This window comes from Lachnoanaerobaculum sp. Marseille-Q4761 (assembly GCF_017565785.1).
In the GTDB taxonomy this organism is placed as follows: Bacteria; Bacillota; Clostridia; order Lachnospirales; family Lachnospiraceae; genus Lachnoanaerobaculum.
The window spans coordinates 62,329-80,586 of the sequence record NZ_JAGEKB010000004.1; the positions used below are offsets into that span (position 1 = coordinate 62,329).

9 protein-coding genes and 5 pseudogenes are annotated in these 18,258 nt (G+C 42.8%); 1 reads left to right on the top strand and 13 read right to left on the bottom strand.

Translation table 11 applies throughout. From position 1 onward, the window contains the following. Positions 1–2: 2 nt before the first annotated feature. The 12 genes and pseudogenes from J4O15_RS15015 to ltrA all read right to left on the bottom strand — a co-directional run. Positions 3–3,062: pseudogene (locus J4O15_RS15015) on the bottom strand (YodL domain-containing protein); the annotation flags it as partial. Positions 3,063–3,194: 132 nt separating this feature from the next. Next, entirely contained in the window at positions 3,195–5,276 is a 2,082-nt protein-coding gene (locus J4O15_RS15020; RefSeq protein ID WP_208101367.1) for a DNA topoisomerase 3, read from the bottom strand. Between the two features lie 206 nt (positions 5,277–5,482). Continuing rightward, a complete protein-coding gene (locus J4O15_RS15025; RefSeq protein WP_023353352.1) occupies positions 5,483–6,148 on the bottom strand; it encodes a CD1107 family mobile element protein in 666 nt (221 codons plus the stop codon). After that, positions 6,138–6,389, bottom strand: a complete 252-nt coding sequence (locus tag J4O15_RS15030) for a DUF4315 family protein (RefSeq protein WP_009220364.1) — start codon at positions 6,387–6,389, stop codon at positions 6,138–6,140. The genes J4O15_RS15025 and J4O15_RS15030 overlap by 11 nt, the downstream gene beginning before the upstream one ends. Before the next feature lie 23 nt (positions 6,390–6,412). Further along, positions 6,413–8,209, bottom strand: a complete 1,797-nt coding sequence (locus tag J4O15_RS15035) for a CHAP domain-containing protein (RefSeq protein ID WP_330638885.1) — start codon at positions 8,207–8,209, stop codon at positions 6,413–6,415. Positions 8,210–8,313: 104 nt separating this feature from the next. Then, positions 8,314–9,231: a DNA (cytosine-5-)-methyltransferase gene (gene dcm, locus J4O15_RS15040; RefSeq protein ID WP_009220362.1), complete on the bottom strand. Its 918-nt coding sequence runs from the start codon at positions 9,229–9,231 to the stop codon at positions 8,314–8,316. Further along, the gene (locus J4O15_RS15045; protein ID WP_208101369.1) at positions 9,228–11,633 is read right to left on the bottom strand and encodes a VirB4-like conjugal transfer ATPase, CD1110 family; all 2,406 of its coding nucleotides are present in this window, start codon (positions 11,631–11,633) and stop codon (positions 9,228–9,230) included. The genes dcm and J4O15_RS15045 overlap by 4 nt, the downstream gene beginning before the upstream one ends. Continuing rightward, positions 11,590–11,985 (bottom strand): PrgI family protein, encoded by a 396-nt coding sequence (locus J4O15_RS15050; protein WP_208101370.1) that lies wholly within the window; start codon positions 11,983–11,985, stop codon positions 11,590–11,592. The genes J4O15_RS15045 and J4O15_RS15050 overlap by 44 nt, the downstream gene beginning before the upstream one ends. Positions 11,986–12,001: 16 nt before the next feature. Next, positions 12,002–12,538: an MT-A70 family methyltransferase gene (locus tag J4O15_RS15055; protein WP_208101428.1), complete on the bottom strand. Its 537-nt coding sequence runs from the start codon at positions 12,536–12,538 to the stop codon at positions 12,002–12,004. A gap of 28 nt (positions 12,539–12,566) precedes the next feature. After that, positions 12,567–13,435: pseudogene (locus J4O15_RS15060) on the bottom strand (VirB6/TrbL-like conjugal transfer protein, CD1112 family). 11 nt (positions 13,436–13,446) lie between these two features. Further along, positions 13,447–13,545: pseudogene (locus J4O15_RS15065) on the bottom strand (Maff2 family mobile element protein); the annotation flags it as partial. Between the two features lie 152 nt (positions 13,546–13,697). Next, positions 13,698–15,566 (bottom strand): group II intron reverse transcriptase/maturase, encoded by a 1,869-nt coding sequence (ltrA, locus tag J4O15_RS15070; RefSeq protein ID WP_243762108.1) that lies wholly within the window; start codon positions 15,564–15,566, stop codon positions 13,698–13,700. 158 nt (positions 15,567–15,724) lie between these two features. On the opposite strand from ltrA, the pseudogene J4O15_RS15075 reads away from it, so the two are divergent. Then, a pseudogene (locus tag J4O15_RS15075) lies at positions 15,725–17,093 on the top strand (transposase). Positions 17,094–18,038: 945 nt separating this feature from the next. Here the strand turns inward: J4O15_RS15075 and J4O15_RS15080 are convergent. Continuing rightward, positions 18,039–18,167, bottom strand: a pseudogene (locus J4O15_RS15080) (Maff2 family mobile element protein); the annotation flags it as partial. Positions 18,168–18,258 lie beyond the last annotated feature (91 nt).

Genomic DNA, 18,258 nt, shown 5'->3' on the forward strand with positions numbered 1-18,258 from the left:
GCTCATACCTCCAATTCATAATTTTTTGTTTTCGTGTTATGTTTTTTGTGTTCAGACTGTTTCTTTGCTTCCTTTAGCTGTGCTCTGATAGACGGCTTTTTCTCCGAATCAGTGGAATGGTGTTCCTCCGCTTTAACCGCTTTTGCAAGCTCGGTAAGAGAAATAGATTCTCCCGCCTTTACTTTCTGTTCAAGCTCGTCTACGGTAGGTGCAGGCGGTGTGTTATTCATAATTCCGTCAACCATGTTGTAATTTTGCTCTGTAGAAATCTCGGCAGTTTTCAGGTAATTATCCGGTTTCAGAAATTCCGGGGCTTCCTTGTAACCAAGTCGGTCTACATAGTGAGCCGTGTCCTTTCCGTCCTTATGAAGTACAACCACATCGGAAACAGACAGGCTGTGTCCATAAAAGTCCTTTGGATGATCGATATTAAAGCGGGTATAAATATCCTCAAGGGAAAGTCCCTTTGAAAGCTCCGCCTCATATACCTTGACATAGTTATCCGAGTTAAGTATCTGCCCCGATTCTTTTAAGCGGTCGTAGGATTCAAATTGAAGCTCTCTTGTGTCCTCGCCGCGCTTTAGCTGATAGATCCGAAAGGTATCTTTTTCAGGGGTAGTGTTTTCAGCCTTTGCGTAAAGCTCTTTGATCTGTCCGTTTGTGAGTTTTCCGGAACGCACCTCATCTAAAAGCTGCTTGCATTTCTCCTTTGTTCCGGCATATAAAAGCTCGGACTGCGCCTTGCCGTTTTCCTTTACGATATAGGCCTCAAGGCGAAAGTTTTTCGTGCTGTCTTTTTCAGAGGGATCCTCCAGTACCTTGTAGATATATTCCGGGGTAGCTTCAATGCTGCCTTTCTTTCTGAAATTTCTTTGAAGCTCTATTACGCGTTCTCCCGTAAGGGGTTTTATGCTGCTGATAGCATCCGCCGCATAGATTGCATTGGAATTAAGCTGTCTTTGCCACGCGGAAGCTTTCGGCGACCAGCGAAAGCCGTTTGCCTTTAATTCATCTCTGATTTTTTTGCCGTCCGGCTTATCGTCAAAGAAAAGCTGCAAGCGGTTATCCTTTACATTTATTTCGGCTCTGCCTCCGGTAAACTCCCAGCCTGTGTAAAGCTTATCCTTATTTACGGAAAGGCTTTGAATACGCTCTTTAATTCTTCTGATTTCTGCATTGTTATTGGAAAGTGCCCATGACGGATAGGGCTTGTCCTGAATGCCTCTGATTTCCATTCTTTTCTTTAGCTTTTCGATTGCCTCACTGTCAAGCTCCGGGCAGCCCTCAAGGCTTTTATGCTTTCGGTAGTAGGCATTGACCGCCTTCATGGTTTCCTGCGTCTTTGTCAGCTTCTCAAGCTTTGCAGTTAATTTCTTTACTGCATCCGGATCATCTGCGCTGATTCCGCCCATTCCGGTGCTTCTGATTTTTTCAAGAAGTCCCTGAATATCTTTCCACTCTCCATAGTTTTTATCACGGGCGGTGTTTTGCTTTTCCTTTTTTCGCATAGGGAAATTGGATCCTCCCGCAATCAGTACAGAGGGAACGCGGACATCAATCGCAAATCCGTTATTCATATTTGCCGCAAGTCTTTTAGAGTAGGTATCAAGCAGGGCGTCGATTTTGGTATGAAAGGACGGATCAACTCTCTTTTTTTGATTTTCAGCAATTTCCGTCGCCTGATCCACAAGGCTTTTGTATTCAAGAGTTGCACTTCTCGGCGTGTAGTCCGAAAAGCTGTTCATTTCCTTTGCTCTTTTTGCCGCAGCTTCATTGATAGGATAATACTTTACCTGTATTCCGGCTTTCTTTTCCTGTGAAGCTTCTTCCTGCATCTTTTCAAAATCATCTATGGAGATTTCCTTTAAGTCTTGCCCTGAAAGCTCGTGCATTTTTAGGATTTCATCACGGGCTTTTTCAATAGAGATTTCCGGATTATCAAGCTGTCCGCCATCAAGGTCTGTAAAGTCAGGCTGATACAGAGTATAGTCATAGCCTGTTTCGCAGGTCTGAATATAGAGATAGCTTCCGTTTTCAAGTTGGTAAGCTGCTTCATGTTTTTCTTCCTGCAAAGCTGGTTCCGCTTCCGTTTCTGAAAGCTCATTTTCTCTTGTCCTTTGAAGCTCCTTGAAATGCCCGTCTATATTGTCGATCAGATCCGATGCAGCAAGGCGGATGGTTTCAAGAGAGCCTTTGAGTTCTGACAGTTCCTTACCGCTGCTCCAGCCTGCAACATATCCGAAAGAATAATCGGAGGTATCAAGCCCGTAGTGCTGACATATGGTATAGGCGACGCTTTCCGCTTCAACCTCGCGGGTACGCTGGTTCGGGCGATTTTCCTGTTTCTCTTTCGGTGCATTTAGGTCAATATCATGAAGTTTTGCATGGGCGATTTCGTGAATGGCGGTCTTTAGTGTTTGCAGCTCGCTCATGTTATCGTCAATGGCAATTCTTTTTTCCGCAAGGTGATAGTAGCCGTGAGCGCTTCCCTCGATATGCTCAAGGGCAATCGGAACAGGGGATGCCTTTTTCAGCGCCGTAAAAAAGTCCTCATACTGCGACACATCGCCGGTCAGCTCATTTACTCCGATAGAGGGAAGTTCTTTTCCTTCTGTCTGTGATACATCAAAGACGGATACCACCTTGTAGGCAGGAATGGTAATTTCCTTTTCTTCGGTAACTGCCTTTCCGTCTGCTCCGACAAGGGGCATATTTGTTTTCGGATCAAGCTTTTCCATTTTCTGCCTTACCTTAAAGGGTGCAGGAGCGATAATACGGATTCCTTTTTCTCCTTTTTTGACCGTTCTTCCGTGGCTGTTTTTCCATGCACTAAAGCCTGCAATCAGGGAAGCGTCAGGCTTTTGCAGGGCAATCAGCATGGTATTGTTAAAGCTGTAATGATGAAACTTTGACATGACGCGAAGATACTCCTTGTACCTTTCGCTTTCAAAGACTTCTAAAATCCCTTGCTCCAAACGATCCGTAATTTCCTTTAGTCTGTCCTTTTGATTTTCAGAGCTTAGGACAATGGGCGTAACCTCTTTTATTTCTTCTGCTTTTTCCATATATGGCATGAATTTTTCTCCTTTCGTTTTTTAAGGGTCCGGGACTATCCCGGAAAATATAAATCTCCGCCGCCGCAGGTGCGGAAAACGGAGATTTTTCACGGAAAGGGTACCCCTTTCCTATGCTTGCTATTCTTCTTTTTTCTTCCTCTCTATTTCAATACGATAGTTCACATACTTATCTTTGGTATCGCAAAGAACCACATTTCCGTCATAGGTTTTGCCTGTTTTGTGAGAGTAGATGTCCTTTACTTTTACCGTCTTATCTTTGAGCAGTGCTTTTGCTATCTTTGGTGTAAAGGTGATTTCCCTATCCTCAAAGAAGCGGTCATTCTTCCACATGGAAAAGCGGCAATCCCTGTTACTGCAATAGTAGTTCTTCTTTCCCTCGTAAACGGGATTTTTACAGCGCGGGCATAAGCCGATTACGGTTTTTTCCTCTTTGAAAAGTTCTGCTTTTGCTTTTTCAGCGTCCGCATTTTCTACAAGCTCTTTTGTCATGGCTTCTATCTTTTCCATAAAGCTGTCAGCATCCGCTTCTCCCTTTGCAATCCTTGAAAGCTCGTTTTCCCATTCTGCCGTAAGAAGCGGAGAGGTCAGGGTTTCAGGAAGTACGGAGATAAGGTTCATTCCGTCTTTGGTCGGGATAAGCTGTTTCCCTTTCCTTGTAACAAAGCCTGCCTTGATGATTTTTTCAATGATGGCTGCACGGGTTGCGGGAGTACCTAAACCTTTACGCTCTGCATCCTCTGTGGTTTCCTTGTTTCCTGCGCGCTCCATGGAAGATAGAAGCGTACTTTCCGTGTATGCCTTTGGGGGAAGTGTGTCATGCTCCGTAACTTTTATCGGGAAGCTGTCAAAGCTTTCTCCCTTACAAAATGCCGGAAGCTCTTTTTCATTTTCTTTATCCGGTTTTTCTTTTAAACTCATAAGAAAGAATCTTTCTATTTCTTTCCAGCCGGAAGATAACACAGTCTTTCCCTTTGCTGTAAAGGTATGATCCTCGCAGCTAAATGTAGCCGTAACCGTTTCATAGACATGAGAGGATGCGGAAGCCATAAGAAGCCTTGCACCTGCAAGAAAGAGAATGTTTCGCTCGCTTTCGGGAAGCAGGGAAAGTTCCGTTTTTTCAAGCTCCATTGTAGGAATCACGGCATGGTGATCCGATATCTTTTTGCTGTTAAGAAGCCTTGTAATCTCTGGTGTAAATTCTATGCTTTTCATAAAAGAAAGCTTTGAAAGAAGCATGAGAATAACCTTATCCGCTGTTTCTTTCATATCGTCTGTCAGGTAGTTGCTGTCCGTTCTCGGATAGGTCAGAAGCTTCTTTTCATAAAGGCTCTGTGCAAGGTCAAGGGTCTGCTTTGCGGTGTAACCGAAAATGCGGTTTGCTTCCTTTTGAAGTGCGGTAAGATCAAAGAGCTTAGGCGGCAGCACTTCCTTTTTTTCAGAGGTAACAGAAGTGCAGACTGCCGTTTTTCCTTTGCGGGATGTTGCGATTTTTTCTGCCGCTTCTTTCTCTGAAAACTTTTCGCTTACAGCTTCCGTACCGTCTAAAATAAGGCGCACATGGTAATACTTTTCTTTCTTGAAACTCATAATCGCCTCGCTTCGATCCGCAAGCATTTTTAAGGTCGGGCTCTGCACCCGTCCTACATTCAAGGTACGGTTATATAACAGGGAAAAGAGGCGGGTTGCATTGATTCCGACAAGCCAGTCCGCTTTTGCTCTGCACAGGGCGGACTGATAAAGGCTGTCATAGTCCGCTCCGTCTTTCAGATTTTCAAAGCCTTTTCGGATTGCGCTTTCTTCCATTGAGGAAATCCAAAGTCTTTTTACAGGCTTCTTGCAGCCTGCTTTTTCCATAACGAAACGGAAAATGAGTTCTCCCTCGCGTCCGGCATCGCAGGCGTTTATAACCTCGGTAACATCCTTTCTAAAAAGAAGTGTCTTTAATACAGAAAACTGCTTTTCCTTATCCTTTGATACAGTAAGCTGCCATGTTTCAGGCAGGATGGGTAAGGCTTCAAGGCTCCACTTTTCATAGCATTTTCCGTAACAGGACGGCTCGGAAAGCTCTGCAAGGTGTCCTATGCACCAAGACACAAGAAAGTCCGCAACTTCCATATATCCGTCCTTTTTCATTTCTATTCCAAGGGCGGCAGCAATCGATGCTGCCACACTCGGTTTCTCACATATAACAAGTTTCATATCTGATCCTTTCTCATATAATATCTAAAGCTCCGGTTCGCTTTTTTCTTTTATTTTCCTGATACAGTACCCGATGCATGGGGACTTTCTCCTGTAAGGACAGCCCTCACATTTTGAAGAAAAAGAAGCAGGTGGCTCTTTTTCGTGCCGCCCGCATTTCGGTTTTTCACTCATCAGCCTTTCATAGATACTGTCTGTAAACTATGTCATACTGTTTCATCCGGCTCTGCTTCTTCTAAAGCTTCCTCGCCGTCCTCGTTATCTTCATCTGTGAACTCGTCCTCATAGTCCTCAAAGTCAAATTCGTCAAGCTCTGTCGTACCCTTTACATTCTGCTTCGGCTTTAGAATCTTGAAATAGTAGAAGACGCCGCCTGCAAGTCCAAGAATCAAGATGAGTGATAAGGCAATTATTCCGGCAGGGTTCTTTTTCTCCTGTTTTTCTTCCGGCTTTTCTTTTTCCGCCTCCGGCTCTTTCTTCTCCTCCTCTTTTGGAAGCTCCAGCTTTGCACTCAGACTGTCTTTTTCATCAATAATGGAAAGTAAGTCTTTTTCATCCACCTGATTTAAGAAATGAACCGTGTTTTCTCCCTGCGCCGCATGGTCGATTACGATATAGAAGTAATTTCCGCCCTTGCTTTTTACAATGATAAATTCCTTGTCCTTTGCGGCATCTCCCTTGACATTATCCACAAGGCTCATGTTGCCGTCAGGAGTAAGGGGCGTTTTTTCTTCTTTCTTTTCCTCTGTTTTTACATTGCTGTCATCGGTAGCTTCACCGCCATTTGCATAAGCGGGAATAGAAAAGCCGCCCATAAGGATCAGGGCGGCAAAGAGAGCTGTCGTTATTCTCATCAAAATTTTATTTTTCATTTTCCATATCCTCCATATCTTCATTTTTATTTGCGGGTACATCAGGAATGACGCCCTTTGCTAAAAATACGGAAAGCTCGGCAGGGGTCATGTGAAGCGACCTTACCATCTGCACAATTTCAAGATTTTCCGCCTCCGTTTTCTGCATTTCAAGGTCTTTTAGCTTGCCTTGCTGCTCCGTGATTTTCTCACGGGTCTTTTGGATCTCGTTTTCGATTTTCAGGATTTTTTTGTTTGCCATAAATGTTGTTCTCCTTTCGTTTTTTAATCCCAGTTCATAAGACCGTAGCCTTTGATGTAGCCTGAATTTAAGTCATAGCTTTTTATCTTGCAGGCATTGCCTGAATTTCCTTCAACGGTATAAACACGGCTTCCATCCGTTCCGATAACGATTCCCACATGATCGGCTCCGCCGTCACCGTCCCAGTCAAAGAAAATGGCATCGCCCGGTGCAATATTTTTATAGCCTCTTGCTCCCCATTGTCCGCGTGAGGTAAACCAAGGAACGCCCTGCGACTGACAGCCTGCAAAGCGCGGCTCATTTTTTCCCGCCTTGTTGTAGCACCAAGATACAAAGCAGGCGCACCATTCCACGCGTCCGTTAAAGCCGTACCAGCTCCAGTAAGGATAGCCGCCCACATTTCCGACCTGCTTCTTTGCAAGGCTTACAAGCTCCGGATTTCCGGGGCGGGTGCCGTTTACAAAATGAACGCCGCTTAAATCCTCCGACGCGCTGCCATCAGGGGAGCCTCCGCCGAATACAAGGGGTTTGTTTCCGCTGGTTTCAAGATAGACGCCATACATTTTAAGCTGTTCTTCATTTAAGATTTCTCTTGCAATATCAGAAAGCGGTGTCGTTTTCAGCTTTACATGAAGAATGTAATAGTTGTACGGGACTTCTTCCTCTGTGGTTTCTCCGGTGTCCGGATCGGTATGGGTTTCCGTTTTATAGCGCACTTCAATTTCTTCCTGCAGGGTAAAAGAATACTGCTTTGTGAACATCTTCTGTAAGTCCGCCTGCACTTTGGAAAGGGTGTAGCTTTGGTGCTTTGCCGTAAGGATAGACGCAAGCTCATGGGGATTATGCCCGATACCGTCAAGCTCATATTTGTACTCGTCATAGCCGGGATGATCCTTTTCTACACTATCTATTTTCCCCTGAAGCGCACTTTCCATAGCGGCATAGGCATTTTCCACTTCCACAAGATCGCTGTCCTCGGATGTATAGCTTGTGCCTAAAATGCCGTTAAAGCCTCCCGATAAAAGAGAGGAGCAGGACGATAAGCCGGTAAAAATCAGAATGAAGATTAGAAGCAGAGAAATAATAAGGGCAAGCCCTCGTCTGTGGCGTATGATAAAGGAGCCTGCCTGTTTTGTTTTCTCTGCGGATGTCCTTGCCGCCTTTGCCGCGCTCTGACCTTTCTTGCGAAGCTCCGCCGCATACTTCTTTTTTATCTTCCTTTTCTGCCAAATACGACTAACGGGGTTTGCAGATGACAGATTCGGATTTTCATACATGGCTTTTTTGTAAAAGTATTTTGCATTTGCTTTCTCTGCGGCTTTCTTTGCTTTTCTTGCCTTGCGGTAGGGCTTTAGCTTCTGATTTCTGTAATTTTCTCTTGCCTTTCTTACGCTGTAACGACCAAGTGTTTCTGCGGCTTTTTCGGTTTTGTGGGCTGCTTCAATTCCTGCATTGTCATGCTCCGTTTCATGAATTTTCTTGTGCACAAAGGCGCCTGCTTCATCAAGGGCAGGCGAAAGAGGATTTGCAGACTTACCGGAGCCTATGGGCTTTTCCTTTTCTTCAAAGTGAAGCCTCGTTTTTCCTTTGCCGGATCTTTCATCAAACTCACGCTCAAAGGAAAGGCTCTTTTTCTTTGGGATTTTATCTCTTGCTTTATCAAGACGGTCCGCCGCCTGATCGGATTTTTTGATATACCTTTGAAGCTCCGGGATAGCTCTTTCTTCCTCGGTAAAGGTAAGCCTTGAGGATTTTCTTTTCGGGATTTCCTTATCCGATATAGGACTTTTGGGAATATCATTTTCGGGATTTTCCTGCATCCTTTTTGATATATTTTCTGTTTCTCCGGTTGTCATATTTTCTCTTATAAGCCCGTCCCGGCTCATTTTTTGCCTGTACTTATCGCGGGGCTTTAGCGGTTCTTTCAAAGTGCATCACCTTCCTTTCCTGAAAAGACGCAAGCGCTTTTGCAGCGCCCAAGCTCAATATCCGCAATGTATTTGAGTATCGGATAAACCTGTGCGGGAACAACGGCATTACCCAGTGCCTTTAAGCGTTTTACCCTGTCTTTTTTATCTCTTGTAAGCCTCGGAATATCCGTAGGCTCTGTTATCCAGAGGAGATTTCCGTCCATGCCCGCGGGAATCCCATCAGCCACTCTACCCACTCCGGATTGAAGCGAAGATCGGGTGCCGCATCCTTTTCCAGATAATAGATTGCCTCCGAAAGATTCGCCGACCAGTGCCCCGTTTTCTTCTTTCTGCGAAAGGAGCCCGCAGGAGATAGGATTACCTGCGGCACTCTCGGACGCGTTCCGGTGTCGGAAGCAAGGGGCGTAGGAAACATCTGCCCCCACGATAAAAGTTCGCTTGCGTTCATGCCATGCGCCGACGCTGCAAGCAGGAAGTACGAATGTCCAAACGGCATATCCCGCTTTCTCCAAGTCAATGATCGTTTTGTTGAGCCCCATATTGACGAAGTTAGCAACATTTTCGCCAAGCACGAAATGGGGGCGCAGCTCTTTAATAACTCTGCACATTTCCGGCCAGAGATAACGGGGGTCTGTAAAGCCCTTTTTTGCTCCGATGGCGGAGAAAGGCTGACACGGGAAGCCTCCGGATATGAGTGTGACGCTTTCTTGTCCTGTTTTTTCAATAAATGCCTCCTTTGTAACTGTGGTAATATCCTGAAAACGCGGAACCTTTGGCCAATGCTTTTTTAATACAGCGGTCGGAAAGTCCGCCCATTCGCATTGACAAATGGTAGAAAAGCCTGCGGCTTCTGCCGCAAGGTCGATTCCTCCGATTCCGGTAAACAGGCTGAAATGCGTCAGTTTCTTCATTCTCTGCTCACTTCCTCCGGCTTTGTCGTCATGACCTTGTAAAGCTTCGTATCTTTCGGGAAGTGATCTACAAAGGGCAGAATCACATTTCCGTAAAAGAGAAGTCCTTCGCCGGATTCCGTATGGGTTACATATTTCATCTGCTGTGGAGAAATATTAAGCTGCTTTGCAAGGATATTTCTGTCGCTTACCGCTTGATTCAGCATCAGTACAAAGTCGCTGTTTTCAAAGATGTTTTCTACCTCGCGGCTTGAAAGCAAATCCTTGACATTCTGCGTGATCCCTGTGGGGATTCCCGACCATTTTCTGAAACGCTTCCAGATTTCAACGCTGTATGCCGCTGTCTGTTCCTCACGAAGCAAAAGGTGAAATTCGTCCATGTAGTAGCGGGTTGCTTTCTTTTTTGCTCTGTTTATGGTAACGCGGTTCCATATCTGATCCTGCACGATTAACATTCCAAGCTTTTTTAACTGCTTTCCAAGGCTCTTTATATCAAAGCACACAAGGCGGTTAGAAAGCTCTACATTGGTTCTGTGGTTAAAGACATTAAGAGAACCCGTTACATAAAGCTCAAGTGCAGCCGCAACTCTTGCAGCTTCCGGCTCCGGCTGTCTTAAAAGCTCCTCATAAAGATCTCCTAAAATCGGCATCCTTTCAGGCACAGGATCTGCAAGAAACTCTCTGTAAATATTTCTGACCGCACGGTCGATGACTGTTTTTTCCACAGGAGCAAGTCCTTCCTTTCCTCCGACTACAAGCTCGCAAAGGGAAAGGATAAAATCCGATTTTAGTGCAAGGGGATTATCATCATCGCTGTAATTAAGGTTTATATCCATAGGGTTGATATATTCTTTACTTGTAGGAGAAATGCGGATTACCTGCCCTGAAAGGCTGTTTACCAAAGGAGCGTACTCGGCTTCGGGATCGGATATATAGATGTCATCGTCCGTGATTAAAAAGGCGTTTGTAATTTCACGCTTTGCCGCAAAGGATTTACCGGAACCGGGCGTCCCCAGTATCAAGCCGTTCGGGTTTTTAAGCTGCTTTCTGTCGCATAAAATCATGTTGCTTGAAAGTGCGTTAAGCCCGTAGTAAAGCGCTTCTCCGCCTTGAAAAAGCTCCTGCGTGATAAAGGGAATGAATACGGCGGTGCTTGAAGTGGTAAGTCCTCTTTGAATTTCAATTTCATTTCTTCCAAGCGGGATGCTTGACATCAGGCCTTCCTCCTGCTGAAATTCAAGGCGGGTTAAGGCACAGTTATATTTCTGTGCGATTCCTGCGGCGGCAAAAATATCGTTATCCAGCTTTCTTTTGCTGCCCGCCATGTTCACCACTAAAAAGGTAACAAAAAACATTCTTTCGTTTCTGCTTTGTAAATCCTGCAACAGGTTTTTCGCTTCCCCTCCGTAAGTGGCAAGATCGGACGGGATAATATCCATATCATAGCCGGAGCGTACCGCTTTTTTCTGCTCGTCAATTTTCATCTTGTCAAGGTCGGTGATTTTCCTTTTTATCGTCTTAATCGCCTCCGCCTGATCGATGCTTTTAATATGCAGGTTTACAATCATTCCCGTTTCCAAATCCAAAAGGTCGGACAGGATGCGGTCGTTTAATTCCGGAGCTAAGATTTCAAGAAAGCTTACTGCACCAAGCTTTTTTCCCATGCGAAAGGTTCTGCCTTCTCCAAAGTAAAAAGAGGATGGTGCGATAAAGTCCTTTGTCGATAATCCTGACGGCACAAGATAGTCCCAAGAAAAGAAGAAAGGCTCTCCCTCCGGATGAAAAATGCCGTGCATGGTTTTTAATCTTTCGTAGCTGTTCATAGAGTGGGCACTTACACCAAGCACCTTAAAATTGTTTAACATATCCGTTTCAATGCGGTTAAGCCTTGCCTTTGCCGCATTCATATTTTCCGCTTCCACGCTGAATGTTACGAATTTCAGCTTTACAAGACCGTTGTTTCCTTTGGAAAGCTGCTCGGAAAGCATTTTTTGATACTCGCTTCTTATGGACTGAAAGCCATCATCACGCATCGGAATTTCAATTGCGGTCTTTGCTTCTCCGCGGCTTCCCTGATTGATAAAGGAAAGCTGTACATCCACAGAGGAATCAAAATAGTTTAGAAAGTCGCACCAGTTTTCAAAGATAGCGGTTTTCTCGTCCGCTCCTGCAAGCTGGTAGTTTATGTCGGAAAAAGCAATGCATTTGCTGTAGCGGTTTTCCGTTACCTTGCAGATCCCGTCCGGGTGCATTGAAATGTAGGGTATGCTCTCCTGCGCAGAAGAAGCCTTTTTATCCGGCTTTGCTTTTCTGATCAGCTCCGCAATCTGTTTCTTTTCGCTTCTTGTGAGCTTCCTTTTATTTTTTACGCTGTTTTTTTCCTTTGTTTTGTCCTTTAACAATATGAAATACCTCCTTTTCAAGTTTTCTCTGCTTTATTAACAGGGCATAATAGTTTCTCGTCCTGTATGGACGCTCTTTCTTTCTGATAAACTTTGTCTGCACGATGTGTTTCAGGATGACCTCAAGGGACTGTCCGTGCTTTTCGTACATGGCAAAGAGGAAAAAGGGAAGCATGATTAAAATCATGAAAAAAGCTGCAAGGCTTGTTCCTGTGCTTCCCTTCAGGAGAAAGAAAACAGGCAGCCCTAAAATTAAGGCTGCCGTAAAGCAAATGATCTGCCTTTTTGTCAGGTTAAAGGCAACCTTTGTCTTAACCTTTGTTAAGTCATTCGGTACGGGTACATACGCCATAAAAACCTCCTTTCCGCTAAAGCGTTATACTGCTTTTTACTTCATTTCCCCATATATCCCAGCCGGGACTTTCTTTCCTTGCAAAAAGTTCTATTTTAGGAAGATCTCCCATAAGGGCTGTGATTTTTTCTCTTGCCGCATCCGGCTTTTTGCTGTGTGCTTCAACGGGGCTTATGATAAGCTGGTGGATATTTGCAGCCTTCCTTTTGGGATGACCTTTCGTTGCAAGCAGGCAGATTTCCGCGTTTCCTCTTGTCCAAAAGCAAAGCCCGTAAAACCATGTGTCTGCTTTCCTGTTCGTTTTCAGCCATACGAAAGCAACCGTCTTATACTGAAAGCCCCATGCCTTGATAAGCTGCAGGGCTTCTTTTAGCTGCGGGAAAGTAGCCCATAAAAAAAGTACGCAGTCCTTTTCCGCAATTTCAGAAACGGGAAGCACACAAAGTTCCTCTATGCTCATGGTGGGGTAGTGATTTTCTGCTGCGCCCTGTACCTTACTTCTTTCGTACTTCCACGGCGGATCGGCATAGATAATGCTGTATTTTTTACTGATTGTTCTGATTCCTCCTTTCCATTAAGGGCTAATGTGCCCCGAAAATTGATTTTGAAATAGCACTTGATTTTAGAAGCATAAAGCAAAGCAGCACGGTATATGCCGCAAGGGAAAATATCGCGGTATGCAGGTTATCCGATATAGTCATGCCCTTTACCAAGACGGCATAAATTCCGACGCATACCATGATTAAAAAGCCCTGAAAACCAAGTGCGAATAAACTTTTAAGGTAATTGTTTCCGATCGATCCCCATTCCTTATTTGTCATAGTGGCAAAAGGAATCGGGGCGACGGAGCAGACTAAATAGATCTCTATCATTCTGCCGTAGATGACAACGGTAATAAAAATGGACATGATTTTCATAGAAAGGCTTACAAGTCCCGTTTCTATGGAAAGGAGCAGAAGCTCCGGTATCTCCATGTCCTTTAATTTATCGCCCATAGATGTTATGGTTGAAGAAATATCCATGCTTGTGTCCGAGCTGATTACACCGGCTGCGCCCGATACGACGTGCTGCGCCACATCAAATACCGCCATAGTAATATCAAAGGTATGGGTAACGATAAATACCGCTACCCATGCCTTGAAAAACCACTTAAAAAACATAAAGGTGTCCAGCTCGTGCAGGTTATTTTTATCAATAATCATGCTGATCAGCTCGTAGCAAAGAACATAGGCAATGACAAGCCCCGCAATGGGACGATCACATTTTCCGACAAGGTTTTTATCATGGAAAATACGCTGCCGTTCCAGCTCTGCGGGGTTTTGCCTACCTCTGCCGCTATGGTTCCTACCTTTTCGTTGACATCTCCGAACAGAGCTTCAAGATTTCCCTGAATGGATCCGATTAAAATATCTTTGATCCATTCATTGATTGCATCAAGTATGCTCTGCACGTGTTACCTCCTTATCCGAACAGTCCGCGAAGAAGCGGAACAAGGGTTGTACCGATAAGGGCAACGCCTCCGCCCGCCATAAGCTGCTTTATTCCCTGTGATTTTGCGCCGGATAGTGATAGGTAATCCTTTGATGTTATCTCCAGATTTTCCCCCACTTCACACCGTGCATGCGACTTTCACCGCACACGGCGTTCCATCACAAGAAAGATTTTCACGTTTTAACTAAGACTTACACACTTCGTAACAAATTATTTTTTCTCTAAATTAGTGGCAATTCTGCCATTTTTCTAAGCTTATTACATTTCTCAATCTGCTTGACTGTTAACCCAAGCTCTTTTATATATTTTTGGATTGTATCTTCTTTTGTTGCATGGATGAGTATATGAACTGCTTCTGTAACAAGAATTAAGTTGCTGTAACTGTCTGTACCACCTTGTTCAAGCGGTATCTTGTGATGGCAATGTATGTCGTTTGGTATAAGTTTTACACCTGTCACTCCACATCTGCCATATTGAGCTGCAAAAAGCGAGATTCTGTTGTCCGCAAACTCTATGCTTTTATCAAGCACTGGGTGTTTCATCAGCCAGATAAGAGTGTCTACATCAATCTGTAAATTTTTATGAATGAGAACTCTGCCCTTTACAGTGTATTTATTTACAGCCTTTTTCTTATGTTTTGCGTCCTTTGTCCTTACATATCCCACCGGAATTAGCGGATGTCCATTAAGGAAGCGAAGCTGTTTACTTTTTCCATATTTTTCTTTGATAAATCCTTTGTTTAGTGTTCCACTGGTTTTAATATCAAGCCTGTTGTTCATCTGCTTTTTAATGTGAAAGGCTATTTTAGCAAAGTCCAAACTCACATTTGTTGCTATTTGGTAATAATTGTGCAAGCCTGAAACAGTGGCATTATACTTGGCTATTGCTTTGTACTGTTCCTTTTCGTTTGCAGGTCTTTTTATATCTGCAACACTTTTAGAAATATTTTCTTTTGCATTTTTCAGTGCCTTATCACTTATATGCGACTGTACAACAAACTTTTTGCCTTTTGGTTTAACCTTAAGCTTGAAGCCTAAGAACTCCGAGTACCTTTGTTTTAGATTTGTTATTTTAGATTTTTCTTCACTTACATTTAGTTTTAATCTGTCTTGCAACCATTTTGTAACTGCCTGATAGGTTCTTTTTGCATCGTAGTAATTACGGCAAAATATCTTGAAATCATCGGCATACCTTACAATGTATATTTCTTTTAGGTTGCTTGTTCTTAAAGCTCTGTAGGTATTGCTTTTTATCTCTGTTCCTTGACTGTTCGTTCTCTGTTTATATGGATAATGCGTGGGCATTGTCAGCCATTGAGAAGAAACCCACCAATCTAATTCGTTCAAGACTACATTAGATAGTAGCGGTGATAATATTCCGCCTTGTGGTGTTCCCTTTGTTGGTGTAATTACCTCTTTATCAGGCATAACTATATCTGCTTTCAGCATTTCCTTAATGATACAAAGTAACTTTTTGTCTTGGATTCCCAAATTCCAAAGCTGCCTTATGAGCTTTGCATGATATACATTGTCGAAAAATCCCTGTATATCAATATCAACCACATAATGTAAGTGCTGTATCTGCATTAGTCTTGCACATTCTGCTATAGCGTGTTCCGTACTCCTGTTGGGTCGAAACCCATAGGAGCTGTCATGAAACTTGGCTTCACATATCGGCTCTAATATTTGCAAGATACATTGTTGTACAATTCTGTCTACAATAGTCGGTATTCCTAAAGGTCTGATTTTCCCGTTAGGCTTTCGCATTTCCACTCTCTTTACAGGGCGTGGTTTATACCAATGGAACTGTTTTTGTATGAGAGAAATGTATTCTTCTTCATTTAGCCTTGATAAATGTTTTATTGTTCTGCCATCTACCCCAGCCGTATGACTTCCTTTGTTCCCTTTGATACTCCGATAGGCAAGTTTGATATTTTCTCTTGAAGTTATTAGCTCCATTAAATTTGAAAATACTTTATTCTTACTGCTATCTTCATATAAATCATCAAGGACTTTCTGCAAGTCATAATATTCCGTATAACGGATTTTGCTTTGTTTCAGTGTTTGTTTCGAAGCGGACACAGTCACCATCTCCTTTCGGATTTGATTTTCTTTTAGGCGTTTGCGAAACGCCAAAAGCCATATAAATACGACACTTTTTTGTTACTAAATATAAAAATCTCCTCTAGGTCTGTGATATAATGGAGTTGCACAAAACCATAAACCACATCCCGAAAGGAGACATTACTATGATATCACAAAAACAACTCTCTTTGGCAGATATTTTTGAAGATTGTAAAGATATTTTTGAATCTGACAAACCTCAGTTTCTTACTCTGCTGGAAAATCATATTGACCTTGATGAAATTATTCCGTTTTCTTTTTACAATCATTACTATGCAGCCACCGGCAGAAATCGCAAATATCCTTTGACTGCTATGCTTTGGGCTTTGATTATTCAACGTCTGTTTTCTATTCCGACAGATTCTCTTTTGCTTGTCTTTCTTCATTATTCCAGACATCTGAGAGAATTCTGTGGCTTCACCAAAGTTCCTGATGCTTCTAAAATCACTCGTTTTAAACAGGATTTTTTATCGGACTTACAAGCTGTTTTTGATAAGCTTGTTGATTTAACTGAACCGATATGTAGGGATATTGATAACAACCTTGCTTCTATGCTCTTGTTTGACACTTCAGGTATTGAAGCTTATGTAACCGAAAATAATCCTAAATACGCCAACCGCATTATCAGGCAGCTCAAATCCTATGCAAAATCTATGAATTTTGATAGTTCTTATGACCCTTATAAGGTGGCATATGCTTCTATGCCTACATCGGCTTCGTCAAATCATGAGGTTAAACAGCAGTACATTAACGGACATTTCTGCTACGCTTACAAGTTCGGTATTATTACCAATGGACTTGGAATTGTTCGTTCCATTGATTTCTACAACAAGAGTTATCTTTCTTCTCATCCTGACATTGTAGTTGAAAAGAAAGCAAAGTCTCCGGATGAAGACAAATCGCTTGCTGATTCCAAGGCTTTACTGCCTACCTTAAAGGACTTTAAAACAAGGCATCCTCACATTAAACCATCTATATTCCTTGGTGATGCAGCCTTTGATACCATTGAGATTTACAAATCACTTTTTGAAGATTTCAATTTCAAAAAAGCATTTATTCCTTTAAAAGTTAATCTCTCAATGGATAATGTTAAATATACATTCAATGAAAATGGTATTCCTTGTTGCCCTCATGATCCTTCACTTCCAATGAAACGTGAAGGAAGTAAATCCCATTTAAGGAGCAAGCTGTCTACAATAAAGTTCGTTTGTCCAAAAATGAAATGGGAATACAACCGACAAGACAAGTCCAAAAGACGTGTCTGTCACTGTGACAATCCCTGTACAACTTCTTCCTGCGGTAGAATGATTTATATTTATCCTGAAAAGAATCTCAGAGCTTATCCCGGAGTAGAACGAGGTTCTAAAGAGTGGGATGAAACATATAAGATCAGGGTAAATGTTGAAAAATCAATCAATCACTTTAAGGATAGTTTCTGCATTGCTAAACGGAAAACAACAAATGAAAAAACACTGCATTCCGATTTACTGCTAGCCGGTATATCACAGTTATTAACTGTAGTTGTTGCCGATAAAATCAACCAACGACAACATATCAGAAGTTTAAAATCTTTAATTGCTTAGGACTTATCAACTTTATATAAGCACTATGCTTATTAAAGTGCGTCTAAATCTTGTAGTTATCAACTTTTTAGCTTAAAATTTGTGCTTTGCACAAATTTATCCTTGTATACAATAAGGATTGCGAACGAGCTCAGCGAGTTTCGCAATTACCTATTGATTTTCTTTGTCATACTCGAAGCTGTGTTTGTCTTAATTTCAGTTCTTGTACTTTCCTGTGACTGGTGGCTATCCCTCCACGAACTTATTATTTTCGCTTCATAGGTACTGTGCCACCGCTTTCACCAAGATAAAGAACGGTTATATGCTGTTTTTTCAGTCATTTTCCCATTCAACACTTCATTAGCATTAGACTGCTTCCGTGTTCCTGGCTTACCACGTTCCGACAATCTTATCATTGAATACGTTTAGGTTCTTCCTCTAAGCCTGTGTTTAGTTTTCACCATATCGCCTGTAACGATATATGGATTTTCATAACAACCATTCTTACTCATCCACAAACACCCCATCTTTGATGGGAATTGCCGTTAGGCAAATTCAAACGTTTAGACTTGTACATTCGGAAGTACGTCAGTGCTTTGGTATACACATTCTCACCATGCGTATTCGACACCCGGCATATAGGTAGCACCGTCCACCTCTGAACAGCTTTCGTGTCTGATGTTAATATCAGTCTTACGGCTACTCTCTGCCGACTTTACCGAGCTTTTGACAATGAAATAGTCTAATATTCATTGCCAATCGGAGTATCAGTGTAGGCATTTCAGGGCGTTACCCCGTCATTCTACCTATTAGATTGTCAGTTCTCCTAAGTTTTGAACTTTTAGTCCTTCGACTTAGTGCATAAGCTTTTCACTTATGAACGTGTCGCACGATTGTCGTTCCCATATCCTTCCAAAAGGTTTACAATGCCCCAAATTCCAAGACCTGCGCCAAGTGCGATAACAAGTGTCTGTAATACTCCGACTGCTGAATTAAAAAATCCCATAGATTCATCCTTTCTGCCGATACATCGGCTAAACATAGTTTTGTTTTCTTTTTTTCTTCATAAAAAAATCCGCTTTTTTTAGCGGATCGGT